Raw genomic sequence first — 18,491 nt, 5'->3', positions numbered from 1 at the left:
TCCGGCAGGCGAGGGACTGGCATTCGCCGTGATCGGCCAGCCCTTCGAAGCGGCCTCTGCGGGCTCGTTCGCAGAGTGCCTTGCCGTGGTCGTGGACGCAGGTGATGCAGGTGATGCAGGTGCCGGGATAGACGGCAGGGTCTTCCCGTTTTCATGGTCCGTTTCAGGCGCCGTTCGTCCGTGACGACGGTTCCCTGGAAGCGCGCCCGGTGTCCAAAGCCCTCGAGGCGGCGGGCTGCTTCGGTGACGGCCGGGCCGGTCAGTTCGGTGTGTTCGTGGGCGTCGACCATGGCGAGGTAGTGCTCACCACAGGCGAGGGCTTGTTCGCTCTCGACTTCCGCGCGACGCGCGAAATCCCGAGTCGCTGGTGCCGGCGTGACATTCGAAGATCTGGATGCCGTGACCGGTATTGCAGGGCTCCGGCGATCGAGCCGCCCGGTCGGCGGGCGATGAACCAGGCCAGGGTCCGCCTTGTGTCCGCAGTTGCTGTGTGAAGAAAGGGGCCGTGTAGTCATTGAGCAGGCAGAGGGCAACTGCTCAACGCCGCGACTGCGACGGCGGGGCGTGTGTCATTCCAGGGCCACCTGCGTGATGCGCCTCACTGTCGTTGTGTGTGCTCTGCCCCGCCTCCCAGTAGCGACGAAAGGTAGGGCTTCAGCCCTGCCAGGGACGACACGCATGCGTCCGCGTGAAGCAACTGGGTGGCCTCGTGCGTGGTGGTGATCCCGATAACCGTGCAGCCCGCCGCCTTGCCTGCTGCGACGCCGGCCGGGGCATCTTCAACCACGAGGCAACTTGAGGGCTCTGTCCCGAGACGGGCCGCTGCCAGCAGGTAAGCCTCTGGGTGGGGTTTGGCGTTCCGCACGTCCTCGCCGTAGACCTGAACCCGCGGCAGGGGAAGGCCAGCGCGGCCGAACCGTTGGTGCACTGGCTGGCGACTGCCCGATGTCACGATCGCCCAGGACTCTGGCTGGAGTGTGTCAAGGAGATCGTCAGCGCCCTCGATGGGAGGGAAGGCGTCCCCCTCCAAGCGCATCAGTTCATTGAGCACTTGCCGTTCCGCGACCGGATCCAGATGCGGAGCGACTTCCCGAACGGTGTCCTCTGGGCGACGACCGAACGTCTGCTGCCAGACGACGTCGGCATCCAGACGGCGGAGTCTCGCCCATGCGGTCCAGATCCTGTGGTGGGTGGCGGTGGAATCGAGCAGAACACCATCGACGTCGAACAGCACGGCAGCGAGCTTCATGTTCACCATCCTCCCAGGCACGTGTTGTTCGGCAGAGAGGTTCGCGAGCCCGTGCGTACCTCTCAGCTTGTCGTTCAACGTCGCAGGCCAGTCAGCGCACGGCCCGAGGGCCGGTCGTCGGCCAGCTTCCCAGCGCGCACGCGAGCCGGTCCTGGAGTGCCGGATCTCGCACTTCGATGGCCAGGCGGTACGCGATGGGCCCGATCTGCCAGCCTGCGTGATGATCGAAGTGCGGATAGGGTCCGGCAACATTGTGTGCGAGCTTGCCGACCAGTTCAGCGAGCCGAGAGAACAAATGTTCCGCGAGGCGGTCTTCCCTGCCCGGACTGCTTCGGCGGACGCGGTCAAACAGTTCGCGGCCCCGGCTCCACTGCGTCTGGTCGGCGGCCATCTCCAGGGCTGCTTCGACCTCTGGGGTCCTGCCGAGACTGAGCGAAGCTGCCTCAAGGACGTGGCCAGCCCATGTCACTGGGTGTTGCTGCCGCTCGAACAGGGATCGCCCCCATTGATGAATGTCGTTCGTCCCGTCGCTGCTCATTTCACGATCATGACAACGCGGAAGGTCAGAAACAACGGCGTTTGCGGCTGTCGGCTGTCGGCTGTCGGCTGTCGGTTCAAGCCGACTCGAACGGAGCCTCGCCGGGGACCGCTCGAGGGCCTCGATCGCTGTGCAGGGCCAGGGACGTGGACACAGCGCTGTAGGCCGCCAACCGCGCATCGGGCAGCGCTCCGGGGCCCTCGACCATGCACTGCATTCGTCCGCCCCGCCTCACCCACCGAGTCCCACCACAGGCGTCCGCCCGCGCTCACAGCTCCCGCCGACTTCTCGACCGCACTGTACGTGAAGACCAGCAGCAAGATCGGCGAATGCGCGGGATGGTGGAACGCACAGCCCGACCGCCCACTCGGCTGCATCGGCGTCCTCGAACACCGAACACCGGAATACCGCATGCTCCGAGTAACCACCACTTCACCAGTAGGTGCGGAGCACCACCACCGAAGAAACCCTCCCATGTCAGAGCCGCTGACCATCGCGTCCACCCGCACCAGCGCATGGTCAGAGAGGGGCCGATCCCAAGCAGGAGCACCCGGTCAGGACCCGGCCACGGGTCCTGACCGGGGCCGCGAAGCTCTTCACCGAGCGCGGATTCCGCCAGACCTCGGTCAAGGACGTGGCCGACCGGATCGAGATGACGAGGGCGCCGTGGGCGAGTCGTTCACGGCACTGGATGCGGCACCGGGCTCCGGGCCGTCCCCGGACGGGCGGGTACCCCTTGTCCAGGTCTCCAGCGCACTGGTGGTGTACGTCGTCGTCTCGTCACTTCGCTGCCCCGGCTCGGGGCGGTGATCGGGAGCAGCGTGGCAGAGTCCCCCTTGTCCGCGATCTGATCGCAGCCGGTAGCGAGACCGGTCAGGACATCTCAGGGGGCTGAGAAGTCAAGCTGGCCTCCTCGGCGGCGGTGGTCGGCTTGTGGGCGAGGAAGCTGGCGGTCTTCCCATGCAGTTCTTCGTCGGGCTCCTGCACCAGTTGAGCGGTGACGGTGAGTCCCGCCTGGTTCAGCAGCTCGGCGTGGCCCACGAGGAGAAGCTGTCCGCCCGGCGCCAGGGCGCGATGGAACTCGGCGAACACGACCGGCAGCAGCTCCGGGGGCGTGTGGTGGGTGGAGTAGTAGGCCAGGATGCCGCCGAGCGCGTCGTCTGCGATCTTCAGCGCGGTCATGGAGCCCACGGAGAAACGCAGGTCCGGATAGGCGCTTCGAGCCAGTTCGATCATCTTCGGGGACACGTCGATGCCGAACGGAGACACCCCGAGTCCGGCCAGGTGTGCCGTCACTTTGCCGGGTCCGCAGCCCACGTCCGCGACCGGTCCTCCGTCGGACGCCCGCACCAGTTCGGCGAACGCGGTCAGCATCGAGCGTGACAACGGGTCCAGCTCGGAAGGGGACTTGACGAGGGCGGCGTAATCGTCGGCCACGGTGTCGTACGACTCGCGGACCGCGGCGAGGTAGGAAGGTTCAGTCACGCGGCGAATCTAGACGGGCGCACTGACATGGCCTGTGCCGGCTTCCGGGTCACACAGGAGCTTGGCGGAGCGGTGCGAAGGCGCGTTGTTCGTCGGACGGCTGCCGGGTCTGGAGGCAGTGGTGGAGCTGTCCGGGGAAGCGGTTGAGCAGGTGGCTTTCCGGCGCTGCTCGGGAAGGCCCCCGGCGGCCCGGAGGGCGGCGAAGTTGTGCTCTCACCCTGTCCGCCGACCTCGTTGCTCACTCTCCGGGCGATGTCTGGGAGGCAGTGCGCTGACCAGCGGCCAGGGCGGGCTGTCACCCAACCCGCCAGGCGCCCACGATCCAGACGACCGCGGACCCCGTCGTTCGCGTCCGATCGGTCGGTAGGTCGGGGATGGCTGCTGAGGACCCGTCATGGGCCCGGATAGCGCATGATGCAACCCTCAGCAGGGAATCCGTCCCGCGTATCGCCCGGTTCCCCACCCGCATCGGCCGAGGATGCGCCCTTCCACGTGCCAGGCGCTGGCTGATCAACGTCCTGACGCCGCTCTTCGGCGCCGTCCGGCCGCTGGTCCGGGTCCTTGGCCAGGAGCCGGCTGACCAACGCCTCCGGTTGCATGGCTCTGCGAGGACATCGGCGGCACGATCGAGACGGCCGTCCCCGCGGAGTGAGCTCACCGCGCGGGAAGGGGGCCCGCGCAGGAGCTTGGCAGGTCACATACAGGTCACATACAGCCCATGCCGTCCTTCGCCGAGGGCCAGGCCTCGATGCCGTCGGACGTGCGGACGTAGGCCGTCACACGATCGTCTGTCAGCCATAGCTGCCAGTCCTGGTAGCGGTATCCGGTGTCGTGGGCGTCGGCGGGCATGGAGACGTCACTGTGGTACGGAGCGTTCAGCAGGGCGGGGTCGAGAACGCCCTCGGGGTCGCGGACGTACGTCTCGCCGTCCGTACCACGGCCCAGATACAGGAAGCGTGCCTCCTGCCAGTCGCAGTGTTCGGGGCCGACGGCAGTGTGGATCCGGGAGACGGGCTGCCGCCTGCCGTCCTCATCCGTCCAGATCTCGTAGTACTCGGAGTTCACGGATTCTGCGGGCAACTCGGCAGGGTCACAGGACGCGCTGGTCTCCGGGCCCCAGCCGGGTCGGTCCTTCTGATCCCGGGCGACCACGACCGCTACCTTGGTCCGGCCGTCGACATCGAAGGAGTACAACACCCGGTCCGCGTTCCTGCGCTCCACGCGGTACCCGTGCCGGGGAACTTCGGGCTGGAACATGTCGAAGTAGAGCCGCAGGCCCTCCTCCGGAGTTCGGCCGCCATCGCTCTCGTTCCATCCGTCGGGCCCGTTACCCTCGAAGATCTCCCCCTCACACTCCAGTGCCCGGCCCGCCGCGCCGGATGCGAGGTGCAGCGCCTCCGGGGTGCTCTCGTCCAGCTCTTCCGTGGAGATCTCCAGCGGTCCGCCGTACGGCGTCGCCGGCGGCGTTCCCTCGACCACGACAGCCCGTCCGTCCCCGCCATCGCAGGCCGTCGCCATCACGACTGCCAGCACCGCCACCGCCACGAGCCCTCTGCGCATTCCCGCCCCACTCCACTCACCTGTCTGTCCTTGCGCTTCTATGACGGGGCAGCGGCCCCGAAACGTTCGGTGGAACGCTCGGAACATCCTCTGGCCCACCCGAACCGGACCGGGCCGGGTCTCTGCGCACCCGCCACGACGACGACTACGGCCACGCGACACGGGGGATCTGGCAGAAGGCACAACACGCCGTCGGCGAGCAGGTGAGCACCAGCCGGTTCCGGTTCCTGCGACCGTGTCCGAAGAACTCGCTCCGCCGGCCGAGGACTTGCTGGCCGATGCCCGGGCCCTGTCCCGCGTACGCCGCTGCGCGGGACAGGGCCGCGGCTGGTTCTCCCTGGACCGCAGCCGCAATGGCGACCGCCCTTGGTGTAGTTCGAACGACTGCGGCACCCGCGACCGCGCCCGCCCGACGCCACTGCGCACGCACCCGGCATGCGATCTGAGCGGCTGCCCTGATTGAGGGTGCGATCCGCTGAGGCATGTCTGGTTCCGGATGGCCAGGTTCCGCGCCGGTCAGGGGTAGCTTGGCCGGTGAGGCGGCGGGCCATGAGGTCGATCATCGCGGACTGGCTCACCGCGGCGGAGCGGCGCGGGTGGATCTCGTAGTCACGGGCGAGACGACGGTGGTGCATGAGCCGGCCGAAGGTGCGCTCGGTGGTCCACCGGCGCGGAATGACCACGAAGCCGCGGCTGCCCGGCGGGAGGAGACGGGCCGGAGACGGGCTGGACGTCGATGCCGAGGCGGGCGCCGTGGTCGATGGCGGTGGTGCGGTAGCCGGCGCCCACCCAGGCCTTGCGGGCGCAGGTGCGCGGCGGCGATGCGGGTCAGCAGGAGTTGGCCGGCCCCGGTGTCGCCGACGCCGACGGCGGTGACCAGGACGGTCAGCGGCAGAGGCCGAGGGTGCCGCAGCCGAGGTGACGCTTGCGGCCGATGATCGCTTACCGGCATCCGTACCCTGTCCGGCGAGGGGGACGTTGGCAAAGGTCTTGATGGGCTGGGAGTCGAGCACGCACGCGGCCGGCTCACCGTCGCGGCCTGGCAGCCGACCTGTGCTGCACGGGACGCGGTCAACTACCCGGCCCGGGGCCCGGACAACCGTCACCCAGAGGCCACTGCCCGGGTCCGGCGGACCCTGGACCGGCTCATGAGGGAGAACAGGACTTGAGCGACGTCCACCGAAGCATCGCCCACGTCATCGTACTGCTCCAGCGTCCCAGTGACGGGCGGGTGCTCACGGTCCGGCACCAGCCGCACTCGTGGCACTCCCCCGGCCTGCTGACCGTCGGCGGCGGCAAGCTCGAAGCTTGTGAGTCCTTCGACGAAGGCGCGGCGCGCGAGCTCGCCGAGGAGGTCGGGATCCGCATCGCCCCGGACCAACTCGAGTTCTGCCAGCTCGCCCATCTCCATGCCGCGGAGGGAGAACGGGTGGTGGGCGCCGTGTTCCTCGCCCGGAGCTGGAGGGGCGAGCCGTACAACCGGGAGCCGGGCATCCACACCGAGCTGGTCTGGGTGTGTCCGGTGTGTCCACGAACCCTTGATCGGTGACTGTCTGCCGCTGGTGCGCGAACCCGTGCATCGCTGACCCTGCCGATCGTCAGCCTCTTGACCGGCTGCGGAAGCCAGATCATGAGGCACTGACCCTCCCCGACCGGTTGTTGCCGCATCGGGGGCGGTTGACGCGATTGCCCTCCACCGGCCGTGGGGCGGCGTGGCTATGTTGTGCGGTATCGGTCCGCCGCTACGGAGGCCGTCTCGTGGTCGTGTGGGTCGGCACGGGAGGGCAACGGCATGAGGCAGCGTGACGGCGTCCCCGGGTGCGGCCTCTCACGGCGCGGGATGCTGAAGGGCGCCGTGGCGACCGCGGCAGTGGCCGCGGTACCGGCCGGCCTCGCGGCCCGGGCGGACGGGGCGTTCGGCAGCCGGGCGGAGCTCACCGGCGGGGATGTGACAGGAGCCCTGACATCCAACACCTGGGGCAGCACCGCCGCCGACCACGCCCGCGTGGGCCTGCGGCCCGGCACCGTCCAGCAGTGGGAGGACGGCTGGCGCACCGCCGACCGCAACGCCGACCCCGACGTCTTCGAGTGGTGGTACTCGGACTTCACCGGGGACGACGGCACGGTGATCTCCTTCACCGTGCAGACCCGGCTGGACGACGGCTTCGTGCCCGCCCCCGGCGCGCAGCGCCGCAGGCCCTCCGCCGTCCTGATCGTCACCGACCCCGACGGCACCGGCCACCGTGTCGCGCCCGAGTACACCTGGAGCGGGTTCCACGCCGCCACCGACCGCTGCGCGGTGCGAGTCGGCGCCTTCAGCTTCTCGGGCGACCTGCGCACGTACCGGATGAAGGGACAGGTCGGCGGCGTGGGCGTCGACCTCACTCTCACCAGCACCACCCGGCCCTACCGGGCCGGCACCGGCTTCGTCTTCCTCGGCGCGACCGACCACTACATGGCCTGGCTCCCCACCGTCCCGCACGGCCGCGCCGAGGGCACCGTCACCGTGAACGGCACCACCCGTCCCTTCACGGGGATCGGCTACCACGACCACAACTGGGGCACCCTCCCCTTCCCCTACTTCATGGACCACTGGCGCTGGGGGCGGGCCAGTGCCGACCGGTACGCCGTCATCTGCGGCGACGTCCATCTGCGGCCCGAATGGGGTTCGGGCTCCGCCCCCACGATCGTCATCGACGACACCCGAACCGGCCGACGCCTGGTGGGCGCCTGCAGCGACCGCTCCGTCACCGCCCGCCAGTCGGCCCCCGGGCCCCACCCCGACCCGGCCTACCCGGCGGACTACTACTCCACCGTCACCTGGAACTGGTCCCAGGCCGGCGACAAGGCCACCATCACCCTGACCGACACTGACACCCTCATCACCACCCGGCGCTACGCCGCGGATCCCACCCCGGTCCAGCAGCGGGCGCTCGACCGGCTCGGCACCGACCAGATCTGGTACACCCGCTTCGACGCCGCAATGTCCCTGAACCTCACCTCCGACGGCCGCCACCACCAGGCCGACACCGGTGCCGGCACCCTGGAAGGCGCCCAGTTCGACCTGGCCGACGCCTCGCCCAAGAGCCGCTGACAGCGCCGGCCGACGTGATGGTGACGTTGGCCGGGGTGCTGTCCGGCCTTCCAGCAGGTGCGGCCGGACAAGCCTGTGCTCCGTACGTCGTTGCTCCGTACGTCGATGCTCGTACGTCCTTCTTGATCCCGCCGAGACCCGTGTGGACGCGGTCACAGCCGTGGCCGGTGTTGGACTGCCGGCCGTCGCCGCCGCATTCGGCCCACCGCCTGAGGTTCTCGCCTTCGCCCGCTGTCCTGCCGTAGACGGCGTCACAGCCGGCGAGACCGGATGGGTCTGCCCGGGGCTGCTGGACGGTCAATGCTCCGGCAACCCGACGCCATCGAACCCGGAACGGACCACCTCGGTCGACAGGCCCTATAGGGCTGTGAAGCCGCGTTCGTGCCAGATGAGCGGCGCGCCGGAGGTGTGTCCCGCAGAGCGGACGAGGCCGGTGAGGATGGTGTGATCGCCTCCGGGGTAGGTGTGCCGTACCTCGCAGGCCACCCATGCGATCGCCCCACGGAGGATGGGCACCGCAGCGATCCGGTCGTACGCGAGTCCCGTGAACCGTTCGCCGGGACTGTCCGCGGACCGGGCGAAGCGCTCGGCCAGTGGCGCCTGGCCGGCTCCGAGTACGTTGACGCCGAATGCGCGGTGGGTGCGGATTCGGGCCAGGGTCCGGCTGGTGTTGGCGACAGCGACCAGGGCCAGGGGAGGATCCAGGGAGAGCGAGCACACCGCGCTGGCCGTCATTCCGCACGGTTCTCCGGATGCGTAGGTGGTCAGGACGGTCACTCCGGCCGGAAGACGAGCGAATGCGTCACGCAGCTGCTGCGTGGACACCTGGTGGTCGACCGGGGTGTCCGCGGTCATGTCGGAGCGGGCCATGGCCAGATGCTCCAGGTCGAGAGGGCTTCGGAGATGGTGGGACGGTGGCGGTCACGACGCGCGGCGTGGTCATGACGTTGAATCGCACACGTGTATGGTCCCAGGACGTCGTCACAGCAGCGAGTGAAGGTGGCGGCGGTCGGGCTTGCTCGCATCGAAGCTCGCTGTGCCGTGGACCGGCCGAGGTGGAGCGGCTTCTTCACGGCTGAGAAGCGACATGGCGGATCCGGTGATCGGCTGCCCGATCGGCTGCGTGCGGTGAGCCGGGTCACGGACGTCCGGCTTGGGTCCTGTGGCCATACGTGGGTAGAGCGTGCGGATCGTTCGGAGAGCCCACCGCATGCGGGGTACGGCTGTCTCGGGACAGTCCCCATAGGCAGCGGCGAGCACGGCGGCACAGCCGCGAGTACCGCCATGTGCTCGTATCGCGCCCCGGATGGCTTCGGCGGTCTCCATGGACGTCAGCTGTGAGCCTGTCGCCAAGCCGCTGCTGAACAGCGCCTCCGCCCTGGCAGCGGTCAGAAGGTCGGTCGGATGGATCATCGTCGTCGTCACCTCTTCCTGCGGCACACCTGCCGACTCGGGCGGCAGCCTCTTCCAGGCCGCTTCGATGTCGTCCGGCACGGCGTCTGCGTCGCGGAGCCCTGATTCTGGCGCGGGAAGGCATTCGGCGTCGTCCTGCTGCCGCCGTCACCTGTTCGTCGTCCTGCCGGCGTACGCCGACCGGGCTCTACGGCAAGGAGTGGAGTGGGTCACGCCGGATCCGGCTCATTCCCCTGGGCGGGCCGCCTGCTGCGGACGGGGAGTCGTGCAGGCACTGCGGGAACCCTGCGGCGCGTACGGGCACGCTCTCACGATGGCCGTGCCGGGTTCGGTGGTGCGTCGCCGGGCCGGACCAGGCCGCTCTGATACGCGGCAGCAACCGCCTGCGCACGGTCGTGCAGGCCCAGTTTGACCAGTATGCGCCCCAGATGCGTCCGGACCGTGGCGTTGCTGACGATGAGATGCGCCGCGATGTCACGATTACTGAGACCGTGAGCGACCAGAACCAGCACCTCCCGTTCTCTGGCAGTGAGCCGTTGCATCTCCTTCGAGGTCGGCAAGGTCGGGTTCGGGCGCTCCGCGAAGTCGGTCAGGAGTTTCCGGGCCACAGCCGGGGCGAGCCAGGCATGCCCTTGCGCCACGGCGCGGATCGCCGAGGCGAGGTCACTGGGCGCGGCATTCTTCAACAGGAATCCAGAGGCGCCGGCGCGCAGCGCGGCGTACACGGTCTCGTCGTCGTGGAAAGTGGTGAGCACCAGCACGGCCGCGGTGCAGCCGTGGTCGTCGATGAAGGCATCACCCGCCAGCCTGCGTGTGGCCTCCACACCGTCCATGTCCGGCATACGCACGTCCATCACGATGACATCCGGACACAGGCGTGCGGCCTGGGCAAGTGCCTGCGCGCCGTCACCCGCCTCCCCCACGACGACGAGGTCGTCCTCGACCTGAAGCAGCATGGCCAGGCCCGCGCGCACCAGCGGCTCGTCGTCGGCGAGCAGGACCCGCGTCATGTCGGTACGCTCGCTGGTCATGACGGCGGCTCGGTGGCCGACGGCGGGGTGCGGTGTCCGTCGGGCGCGGCCGGTTCCGGGGGCCGGGTGAGGGGAAACACCGCGGTGACGAGGAACCCTCCGTCCGGCTGGGGGCCGACCTGCAGCCGGCCGCCGGCCGCAGCGGCCCGTTCCTGCATGCCGAGCAGCCCACGGCCGGTGGAGAGCGGATGCGCCGAGTGGCGGCGGACGACCGGGCACTGGTTCCGTACGCGGACCTCCAGCTGCGCCGGCTGCCAGCGGACGTGCACCTGCACCGGCAGCCGCCGGTCGGCGTAGCGACTGGCGTTGGTGAGAGCCTCCTGCACGATGCGGTACGCGGAGAGCTCCGCTCCCGGGGCCAGGGCCGTCGGAGTGCCGGTGACGTCGAGTTCGACCGGAAGGCCGGCGGTGCGCATGTGCTCGACGAGCACATCCAGGTCCCGTAATCCGGGCAGCGGGTCCGTTACGGCCTTCTCTGTGCCGTCCGTCAGGATGCCGAGCATCCGGCGCAGCTCTCCGATCGCCTGCTGCCCCAGCACATCGACGTGGTGCAGAGCCTCCTGGGCACGGTCGGGATCCTTGCGCAGGATCTTCGCAGCCCCCGCTGCTTGGAGCACCATGAGACTCACCGCGTGCGCCACGATGTCATGGAGGTCCCGGGTGATCCGGCCGCGCTCCGCTGTGATCGCCTCCGCGGCGGCGAGTTCGGCCACAAGCCGCTGCTGCCGTACTGTCCAGGCCGCCCATCGCCCCACTCCGAAGATCGTCAGGACGATGACCGTGCCCAGCACCGCCGAGACGACGAGCGCCTCACTGCGAACGGCCGGTTCGCTGCGCCGCACCTCGTCCACCACGTTCAGTGCTGCCTGTGTGCTCGCTGCCAGCAGGCCGATGACCGCGGCGCGGCGCCCGCAGTGGAAGGCGACCGCGTACAGCCCGAGCCACACATTGAACGTGGGGACGTACCCGTAGGCCACCACCCAGGCCAGCAGCGCATGCGCCACCACGATCAGGAGGACCGGCAGCGGGAACCGTCTCCTCCACAGCAGCGGCAGGTAGCCCAGCACCGCGTAGACGGGCGTGACCCACTCCGGGAGCCCTCCGGGGCGCTGATCCCACGAGACGGACAGGTCGAGCAGACACAGCAACGCCAGGAACGCCGGGTCCAAGCGCACCATCCACCGACGCGGGTGCGTCGTCACCACCACGGCCCCAGACAGGCACACGTCGGAAACCAATCGCAGATCCTGATGGAGACTTCGTCGACGGTTCGGCCGGCGTCGTCGCGGACGAACCCGCGTCGGCGAGTAAGTTCCCAATTCCTCACCGGGCCGAGAACCCTCGTACGTGGCAGGTCCCGGATACCGGGCGGAACGGCTCCGGCGCCTTCGAGGGCCCGCCACACGTCGGGATCCGCGGCGAGGAGTTCCTCGAACCTCCGCTGCTGGAAGTTGTCCGCGACCGGGCGGTGCAGGGAGTCGTGCGTCAGCCGGAGAAAAGCAGCAGCACCTTCGGGAGACGCGTCCAGCCCCAGGACCGCGGCGTCCGCAATCTTGATCCGTTCCACGAAGCCCGCTTCGTTCCCGTTCCTCGGCGCCGAGGCCAGGAGAACCTCGATCCGCGTTCCTTCGTCGCGGAGCCAGTCCAGCGGGCCGGGCACCGCGACCACATCCCGTTCGGTGAGAACCCCCCAGGCCACATGCCCTGTCACGGCATCGTGCACATCGGCACGCTGAACGGACACCACAGGCTCACATCGCACGGCCACAGCAACTCCCCTACCGCAGTGTGTTCGTGTCCCGATATCGGGCAGTGTGCCCCCGGTGAGCGACAGCGGCCATCCGCACGGTGTCGTATCCCTGTCGGCCTGCCTACGCCCCGGCGACCACGGTGAACTGACGGCGAGCGGCTGATGAGATCACGTCTCGTCCCGCGAAGAATCGAGCACTGCAATTCCTCCGGCACCGAGGAGGCGCCCGCCGGCCGGACCGGCGGCCGGCTCCTGGGCGGCCGGCAGCCCAGCTGACCGGAGCCCAACGCCGGAATCCGTCCCGACGAGGCACGGAAGGAGGTGACTGCGGTGAAGAAGCTCGCAGGCGGCAAGAAGATCATGGTCCGCAAGCCCGGGGCCGTGCGGCTGACCCAGATGTGCACCAACTACTGCTACGGCAACTGCTGCTGTGCCTGATCGACAAGCGGTGCGGGCCGGAAGGCGCAACCGGCGTTCCGGCCCGCATTCTGTGAGCCCGCCCCGTACGGAAGGGGGATGATGACTGCCGGGGCAGAGAGGCTGTGCTTCCACCCGCTGACCTATCTCGAGCAGGGCGACGAGGTCGTGGTCGGACGCACCGACGTGGATTCCTATGGAGCCTTCCCGGCGGACGGCGCCGCCCTGCTGCGCAAGCTCGAGGCAGGCATGGAGCCGGCCGTCGCCGCGCTGTGGTATTCGACCCGGTACGGCGTGCCGGTGGACATCGACGATTTCGTCGAGACACTGCGCGCACTGGAGTTCCTCGCACCCAGCGGTGCGGCAACGGGCCCCGCTGTCCGGGTGAGGGGCCGGCGGCTCGGGCGGATGATGTTCTCCTGGCCGGCCTGGTGCTGCTACGCCATGCTGGTCGCCGGCGCGCTCGCGGTCTGTCTCATCGATCCCCGGATGGTGCCGCGCCCGGGCAATCTCTTCTTCAGCCGGTACGCCATGGCGGTGCAACTGGTCGTCTTCGTCAGTCAGCCGGTCTTCATGTTGCTGCACGAGTGCGGACACGTCCTCGCGGGGCGAAGACTGGGGTTGCGGACCCGGCTCCGCATCAGCCGGCGACTGTATTTCGTCACCTTCGAAACGGTGCTGGACGGGCTGGTCGTCGTCCCGCGGAGGCGTCGCGTTCTCCCGGTGCTCGCCGGGATGCTCGTCGACGTGCTGGGGATGTCCGCTCTGACACTCGTGGCGTGGCTGAGCCGGGCGGCCGACGGAACGGTGCCGCTGCCCGGCCGGATCTGCCTCGCCCTGGCCTTCACAGCGATCCCCCGGATCGCGGCCCAGTTCTACCTGTTCCTGCGCACTGACCTCTACCACCTGGCCGTCGTCGTGCTGGGCGGCAGCGACCCGCACGGCACTGCCCGGGAGATGCTCGCCAACCGCGTCAACCGATGGCGCGGGCGGCACGACCTGCTGACCGACGAAAGCCGATGGCACCCGCGTGACCGTGCTCTCGCGCGCTGGTACACGCCCATGTACGTGGGCGGGTACGTGGTCATGACCGTTCTGCTCACCACCGTCGTCGTTCCGGTGGCCTGGCGGTTCACCGAGTCCGCCGTCCGCACGGTCCAAGGCGACGCCGCATCGGCCGCCCGTCTCGCGGACGCGGCTCTGGTGCTGGTCCTGGTCGCCGTCCAGCTGGCGGCGGTGGTCTTCGGCGCATGGCGTGCCTGGCGTCGCCGCCGCGCCCCGACGATTCGATCGAAGAGGAAGCCGTGAAGAAACCCGACCCAGTCCCCCAGCTCGATCCGCCCCCTCCGGACCGGCAGTCCCACATCTGGCTCGTCGCCCCCGACGAGGACTCGAGGCACCGGCTGGCACCACAGGCGCTGAACGGGTGTCCGCCACTGCTCGCGGTGCTGGACGCGCACCGCCGACTGCGTGGGCCCTTCACCGCCGCCGGCACCCTGATGCGGCTCCTCGTTCCGCAAGCCCTCGAGTCGCGACCGGAACTCGTCTCCGCTCATGACATCGAGGTCCTGTCCGCAGCCCCCGAACTCCGCGCCGTACTGCCGTGTGCGCGCGAGACGCTCACCTCCCTGACACCGGCCGAGAAACGGACCCGTTTCTACCCCTACATCCGCACCACGCGTATCGCCCACGGGCTGACCGATTTCCTCCTGTCCTTCCTCGGTCCTCCCGCGACGCTGCTGGTTCTCCACGCCGAGCACGCGGATCGGACCGACTCGGAGTGGCTCGCGATCCTGCTGCGGCGCGCGGACCCCCGGCGACTGCGCCTCCTGGTGTGCACGGCCGGCCCGACCGTGCCGCCTGCGCTGGCGTCCGCACTCGGCAGCTACGCGGCACGCTGGACGAGCACCGGCACCGAGACGGCGGACGACGCCGTGAAGGTGCCGTCGGACCCCGCGGACCGACAGGCACGCGCGGCCGTCTTCGTGAACGCCGACTGCGCAACCGAGGACCCGGTGGGCGAGGAGTGCTACGCACAGCTGCCTCCCGCCACCCGGGCCCGCCTGCACGACGTACGGGCCGGCGAACTCCAGGCCGCCGTCGACGCCGGTGAAACCTCGCTGTGCCGTGGAGCGCTGCCCTTCCACCTCGAGCACGGCAGTGATCCTCTGACGGCGGGCAGCCGTGCGCTGCGGGAGGCGATGGAGCACTTGCTGCTCGAAGGGTTCTATGACGCACTGCTCGACATGGGGCCGCGCACCCAGGCGTTGCTGGACTGGACAGCCGCTCCGGAGGAGTGCTGGCTGGTGACAGTCCGGATGGCCATCGCCTACAGCGTGATGGGAGGACATGCGGAGGACGTTCTTGCGCTCTACGACGCCGCCTGCGCGGCAACCGCCCTGCCCTCGGTCCACATGTCGGCGGCCTATGGCCGCGCCATGGTGTTCACCCGCTATATGGAACCGGAACGGCGGGATCACCAGAAGGCCAAGGCATGGGTGAACACCGCGGTGGCTCTCTCCCAGCTCTCCCCGACCGCGGAACGCCGGGCCTACAACCTGACGTTCAACGAGAACGGGCTGGCGCTCATCGAGACGCACCTCGGCAACCCGGAGCGCGCTCTGGGTCTGGTGGACGCCGGAATCGCCCGGCTGGACGCCGAGCTGGACAACGCCGACCAGGGCCAGCACCGCTCCGTGCTGGAGTACAACCGAGCCCAACTGGTGGCCAGGCTGCAGGGCCCGGACGCCGGTGCGGCCGCCTACGGCCGCGTCATCGCGCAGGACCCGAATCACAGCGAGTACTACTTCGAACGCGCTGCCCTGCTACGGCTCGCCGGCCGCAGCGAGGAGGCACTCGCGGACTACTCCGAGGCCATCCGTACCTCACCGCCGTATCCGGAGGCCGTGTACAACCGGGCCGACCTGCGGGCCGAGCTCGGTGACATCGAGGGTGCGCTCACGGATTTCGATCGCGTTCTCGAACTCGATCCGGATTTCCTCGACGCTTATGTCAACCGGGCCGGGCTGCGCCATGCCTGCGGCGACATCTCCGGTACGGCACAGGACGTGACCGCGGGACTCGAACGCGACGCGGAGCAGCCGCACCTGCTCTGTCTGCGCGGCCTGATCGCCCAGCACGAAGACCGCTCCGAGGACGCCCTCAGTGACCTGGAGGCGGCCGTGCGGCTCGCCCCCGAACTCGCCTGCGCCTGGGTAGGGCTGGGCGACCTGGCCTTCGAGCGCGGCGAGTTCGGCGCATCGGTGCGCTGTTTCGACCAGGCGCTCCTCCTGGAGGAGGACCCGACGACACGGGCTCATCGCGCACTGGCCCACGAGAGCATGGAGAACTGGGCCGCGGCCGCCGACGATTACACTGCCGCGATCGGGCTGCTGCCGGCAGAGGAGACCGAGCAGGTGCAATGGTTGCGCGACAAGCTGTCGTACAGCCGACGTCGCGGTCGGCACCAGCTGTGGCGCGGTGGGACGGGCCGGGTGTGACCCCGGCCCGGAGCGCCCGAGCAGGCCGGTCGTATCGCAGGGCGCCGGCTACTTGCCTGCCGTCTCATGGCTCGGCAGCCGACCGCCCGAACTGAGCCAGTCGACGCGTCCGCCGGGACCGCGCACGACGTCGACTCGACCCTGGGTCAGGTAGAGAGGCCCTCGTAGGCGGCGAGCTGCTGTCGGGTCTTCTCGGCGGTCGGTTGCCGCTGCTCGCGGACGACCAGTTCCCGGGTCCGATCCACTTCCTGCGAGCCCAGTCGTCGATGAACAGGTCGGCGACCAGGCGGACGCCTCCCGCGGAGTCGGTGAGCGAGGTGAAGGCGAGGCCGCGGTCGGGCACCAGCAGGAAGCCGGAGTGCTGACCCGCTGTGTCTCCGCCGTGCTGCACGATGCGGACGCCCTGCGCGCTGGGCCGTCGTGGCGAAGGCCGACCGGAAAATCATAGTCCGCGCGCTCAGTTGTCACCCACGCCGTCGAGTTCGGTGCCCAGTGTCCCGCCCGGTCCTGGTTGTGAGCGCGTGGTCAGCAGTGACCCGGCGGGCGATGAGCGGCCGCGCCGAGGCAGCACTCGCCGCCCGTCCGGCCGAGGCCGACACGGCCAAGGCGCCCTACCGGGGCCTGACCCGCTACGAACCCGCCGACGCTGCCCGGTTCTCCGGTCGCGGCCAGCTCACCCGCGACCTGCTGGACCTGGTCCGCCACCACCGGTTCATCCTCACCCCGGGCCCCGCCCCGTCCGTACCCACACCGCGACGCTGGTGGCCGAGGAGGACACGGCCGGGGACACACACCGTTGAACACGGCCCGCCTGCGCCGATAGTCTGGTCTGCTGCCCACCAATGAAAGGAGCGTGGCGTCGTGCGATCCACCGTGACAGCCCTCGTGGATTCCTTGGCCTAGCCGCCCGCCCGGAAGGTCCGGGAGCACGGGCGGCGGGTTCCCCAAGGAACGAGATGTCCCGTACAGACAGCACAAAGCCCCTCTGGGTGCGTTACGCCGAGCACAATCCCCAGCCGATCCACGACCACCGCTTCGGCCCCTGCGACCTGCCGCCGGCCCCGATACGAGACGACCCGGGCACCCGCTGCCAGTGGGAGCACCCCGCCATGCAGCTGTTCTACGGCGGCAATTGCTGCGCAGGATGCAAAAGGCGCTCCCACATCAGGGAGCGGCAGCAGTGGGCCAAGGCAGACAACCGCAGGGAACGCTACGCGGGGCGTCGTGAGGCACGACGCTTCGCCCACGGCGAGTACACCGACTGACAGCAAGGGGCCGGCTCCGGGCTCATCCTCTCGGCCACCGTGCCAGACCTCACCTGAGTGGAAACCAGATACCGATTCCTGCCATGCCGATCTTCGCGACAGGAAGATATCCGCCCTGGGCGGATGCGAAGCCGATGTCGCCGTGATCGCGGGAGGCAGCAGCGGTCTCGGCCTGGCCACCGCCTGACTGCTCACCGACGGAAGGAGCACGCGTGCTGACGCACCGGGCGTGACCGGTCCGCACTGGGTGCCGCCCGTGACCGGCTCGGCGACCGGGTGAGCGCGGCACGCAGCGACGCTGCGTCGTTACCCGGCATCGCTGTCACCCGGCATCACTGTTACCCGGCATCACTGTGCCGGCCGCCCGCGTCGATCAAGTTCGGAGCCCCGACGTCCTGTTCGTCAACGCCGGTGTCAGCGGATTCGCCTCGTTCGAGGAGACCCGTGCAGGTCGTGCCCGGCGGCGTAGAGCAGCATGGCGGACCGGATGCGGTCCGACAGCGTGTCGTCCAGGCCCGAGGCGGTCAGGTGGAGGGCGGCGGAGTCGAGCACCAGCACGGAGGGCAGCGGGAGCCCCTGGTATCCACGAGCGGAGGCATCGTGCCGGGGAGCCGGTCGACGTCGAGGGCTGGCGGGCGGCTGTCGTGCGGCTGGACGACTGGCTGTGGGACAGCCCGGCACCGAGCGGGACGCGCCCGATCCACCCGGCGCCGGCGGTGCGCCGGGACCCGGCGGAGGAAGCGGCCGCCGCGCCGGCCCGGCGCGAAGCCAGGGCCACGGTCGTCCGCCTCGGCCCACCGTGCACAGCTCGCTCGACCACCACGGCTTCGCCCCACCCTCATCTGCATCGCCCGGCGTACCGGCGTACCGGCGTACCGGCGTATCCGCTTGCGCCGGGACGGCACCAACCGATGCCCACGGTGCACACCAAGGGCGCGGCCCGGCTGTACCGGCCGGCCCCGGAGACGGCGTCACCGGGTGCACGCCGGCCCGGAGCCGCCGACCAGGACATGCCCTTCGGGACATCACCGAGGTCATCGGCCACCGCCTGAGCCTGCCGGTGGTCAGCGTTCCACCCGAGCGAGCGGCGGACCACTTCGGCGGCCTCTCCTGCGCGGTGACGGCGGACAAGCCGACGTCCAGATCGGCACGGTATGGCGCGGCAGCGTCGCGGAGCACAACCAGGCGA

At 69.7% G+C, this 18,491-nt stretch carries 18 protein-coding genes and 2 pseudogenes; 8 read left to right on the top strand and 12 right to left on the bottom strand.

The window, feature by feature from the left end; translation table 11 throughout:
• Nucleotides 1–598: 598 nt before the first annotated feature.
• Nucleotides 599–1,327 (bottom strand): HAD-IA family hydrolase, encoded by a 729-nt coding sequence (locus IE242_RS28140; protein ID WP_229859542.1) that lies wholly within the window; start codon nucleotides 1,325–1,327, stop codon nucleotides 599–601.
• A 13-nt stretch (nucleotides 1,328–1,340) separates the two neighbouring features.
• The gene (locus IE242_RS28135) at nucleotides 1,341–1,787 is read right to left on the bottom strand and encodes a hypothetical protein (RefSeq protein ID WP_189864105.1); all 447 of its coding nucleotides are present in this window, start codon (nucleotides 1,785–1,787) and stop codon (nucleotides 1,341–1,343) included.
• 574 nt (nucleotides 1,788–2,361) lie between these two features.
• On the opposite strand from IE242_RS28135, the gene IE242_RS39300 reads away from it, so the two are divergent.
• The gene (locus tag IE242_RS39300; RefSeq protein WP_189864294.1) at nucleotides 2,362–2,682 is read left to right on the top strand and encodes a TetR family transcriptional regulator; all 321 of its coding nucleotides are present in this window, start codon (nucleotides 2,362–2,364) and stop codon (nucleotides 2,680–2,682) included.
• On the opposite strand, the gene IE242_RS28125 is transcribed toward IE242_RS39300, so the two are convergent.
• From IE242_RS28125 to IE242_RS28120, 3 genes and pseudogenes are all read right to left on the bottom strand, one after another.
• The gene (locus IE242_RS28125) at nucleotides 2,661–3,272 is read right to left on the bottom strand and encodes a class I SAM-dependent methyltransferase (RefSeq protein ID WP_189864103.1); all 612 of its coding nucleotides are present in this window, start codon (nucleotides 3,270–3,272) and stop codon (nucleotides 2,661–2,663) included. The two genes, IE242_RS39300 and IE242_RS28125, sit on opposite strands and share 22 nt — an antisense overlap.
• A 49-nt stretch (nucleotides 3,273–3,321) precedes the next feature.
• Nucleotides 3,322–3,453 (bottom strand): annotated as a pseudogene (locus tag IE242_RS39295) (IS110 family transposase); the annotation flags it as partial.
• Nucleotides 3,454–3,977: 524 nt separating this feature from the next.
• On the bottom strand, nucleotides 3,978–4,832 hold the full coding sequence (locus IE242_RS28120; protein ID WP_189864101.1) for a hypothetical protein: 855 nt from the start codon (nucleotides 4,830–4,832) through the stop codon (nucleotides 3,978–3,980).
• A 40-nt stretch (nucleotides 4,833–4,872) separates the two neighbouring features.
• On the opposite strand from IE242_RS28120, the gene IE242_RS39290 reads away from it, so the two are divergent.
• Nucleotides 4,873–5,295: a CGNR zinc finger domain-containing protein gene (locus IE242_RS39290; RefSeq protein ID WP_373299598.1), complete on the top strand. Its 423-nt coding sequence runs from the start codon at nucleotides 4,873–4,875 to the stop codon at nucleotides 5,293–5,295.
• 52 nt (nucleotides 5,296–5,347) lie between these two features.
• Here the strand turns inward: IE242_RS39290 and IE242_RS39485 are convergent.
• Nucleotides 5,348–5,872 (bottom strand): annotated as a pseudogene (locus IE242_RS39485) (transposase); the annotation flags it as partial.
• Nucleotides 5,873–5,997: 125 nt separating this feature from the next.
• Between IE242_RS39485 and IE242_RS28110 the strand changes: the two are divergent.
• Both IE242_RS28110 and IE242_RS28105 read left to right on the top strand, forming a co-directional pair.
• Complete coding sequence (locus IE242_RS28110) at nucleotides 5,998–6,381, top strand: NUDIX domain-containing protein (RefSeq protein ID WP_189864097.1); 384 nt, start codon at nucleotides 5,998–6,000, stop codon at nucleotides 6,379–6,381.
• A gap of 243 nt (nucleotides 6,382–6,624) precedes the next feature.
• Nucleotides 6,625–7,926, top strand: a complete 1,302-nt coding sequence (locus IE242_RS28105) for a hypothetical protein (protein ID WP_189864095.1) — start codon at nucleotides 6,625–6,627, stop codon at nucleotides 7,924–7,926.
• Between the two features lie 357 nt (nucleotides 7,927–8,283).
• On the opposite strand, the gene IE242_RS28100 is transcribed toward IE242_RS28105, so the two are convergent.
• The 5 genes from IE242_RS28100 to IE242_RS28080 form a co-directional block, all read right to left on the bottom strand.
• On the bottom strand, nucleotides 8,284–8,796 hold the full coding sequence (locus tag IE242_RS28100) for a flavin reductase family protein (protein ID WP_229859539.1): 513 nt from the start codon (nucleotides 8,794–8,796) through the stop codon (nucleotides 8,284–8,286).
• A gap of 111 nt (nucleotides 8,797–8,907) precedes the next feature.
• Nucleotides 8,908–9,420 carry a hypothetical protein gene (locus IE242_RS28095; protein ID WP_189864093.1) on the bottom strand — a complete coding sequence of 171 codons (513 nt, stop codon included), beginning with the start codon at nucleotides 9,418–9,420 and terminating at the stop codon, nucleotides 8,908–8,910.
• A 227-nt stretch (nucleotides 9,421–9,647) separates the two neighbouring features.
• Nucleotides 9,648–10,370 carry a response regulator gene (locus tag IE242_RS28090; protein ID WP_229859537.1) on the bottom strand — a complete coding sequence of 241 codons (723 nt, stop codon included), beginning with the start codon at nucleotides 10,368–10,370 and terminating at the stop codon, nucleotides 9,648–9,650.
• On the bottom strand, nucleotides 10,367–11,548 hold the full coding sequence (locus IE242_RS28085) for a sensor histidine kinase (protein ID WP_189864091.1): 1,182 nt from the start codon (nucleotides 11,546–11,548) through the stop codon (nucleotides 10,367–10,369). Before IE242_RS28085 ends, IE242_RS28090 begins: the two co-directional genes overlap by 4 nt.
• Nucleotides 11,549–11,568: 20 nt before the next feature.
• Entirely contained in the window at nucleotides 11,569–12,093 is a 525-nt protein-coding gene (locus tag IE242_RS28080) for a hypothetical protein (protein ID WP_189864089.1), read from the bottom strand.
• Between the two features lie 543 nt (nucleotides 12,094–12,636).
• Here IE242_RS28080 and IE242_RS28075 point away from each other — a divergent pair.
• The 4 genes from IE242_RS28075 (at nucleotide 12,637) to IE242_RS28060 (ending at nucleotide 17,302) form a co-directional block, all read left to right on the top strand.
• The gene (locus tag IE242_RS28075) at nucleotides 12,637–13,845 is read left to right on the top strand and encodes a hypothetical protein (protein ID WP_189864087.1); all 1,209 of its coding nucleotides are present in this window, start codon (nucleotides 12,637–12,639) and stop codon (nucleotides 13,843–13,845) included.
• Entirely contained in the window at nucleotides 13,842–16,037 is a 2,196-nt protein-coding gene (locus IE242_RS28070; RefSeq protein WP_189864085.1) for a tetratricopeptide repeat protein, read from the top strand. The genes IE242_RS28075 and IE242_RS28070 overlap by 4 nt, the downstream gene beginning before the upstream one ends.
• Before the next feature lie 546 nt (nucleotides 16,038–16,583).
• Complete coding sequence (locus IE242_RS28065) at nucleotides 16,584–16,883, top strand: nSTAND1 domain-containing NTPase (protein ID WP_189864083.1); 300 nt, start codon at nucleotides 16,584–16,586, stop codon at nucleotides 16,881–16,883.
• Between the two features lie 110 nt (nucleotides 16,884–16,993).
• Nucleotides 16,994–17,302, top strand: coding sequence for a hypothetical protein (locus IE242_RS28060; RefSeq protein ID WP_189864081.1), 309 nt, complete (start codon nucleotides 16,994–16,996; stop codon nucleotides 17,300–17,302).
• A gap of 414 nt (nucleotides 17,303–17,716) precedes the next feature.
• Here IE242_RS28060 and IE242_RS28055 read toward each other — a convergent pair whose 3' ends face one another.
• Nucleotides 17,717–17,860: a hypothetical protein gene (locus IE242_RS28055; protein ID WP_189864079.1), complete on the bottom strand. Its 144-nt coding sequence runs from the start codon at nucleotides 17,858–17,860 to the stop codon at nucleotides 17,717–17,719.
• Between the last annotated feature and the right edge of the window lie 631 nt (nucleotides 17,861–18,491).

Origin of the sequence: Streptomyces poonensis, assembly GCF_014650915.1 — a bacterium.
GTDB lineage: Bacteria > Actinomycetota > Actinomycetes > Streptomycetales > Streptomycetaceae > Streptomyces > Streptomyces poonensis.
The sequence above is the reverse complement of the archived record's forward strand: the minus strand, read 5'-3'. Positions and strand labels throughout refer to the sequence as shown.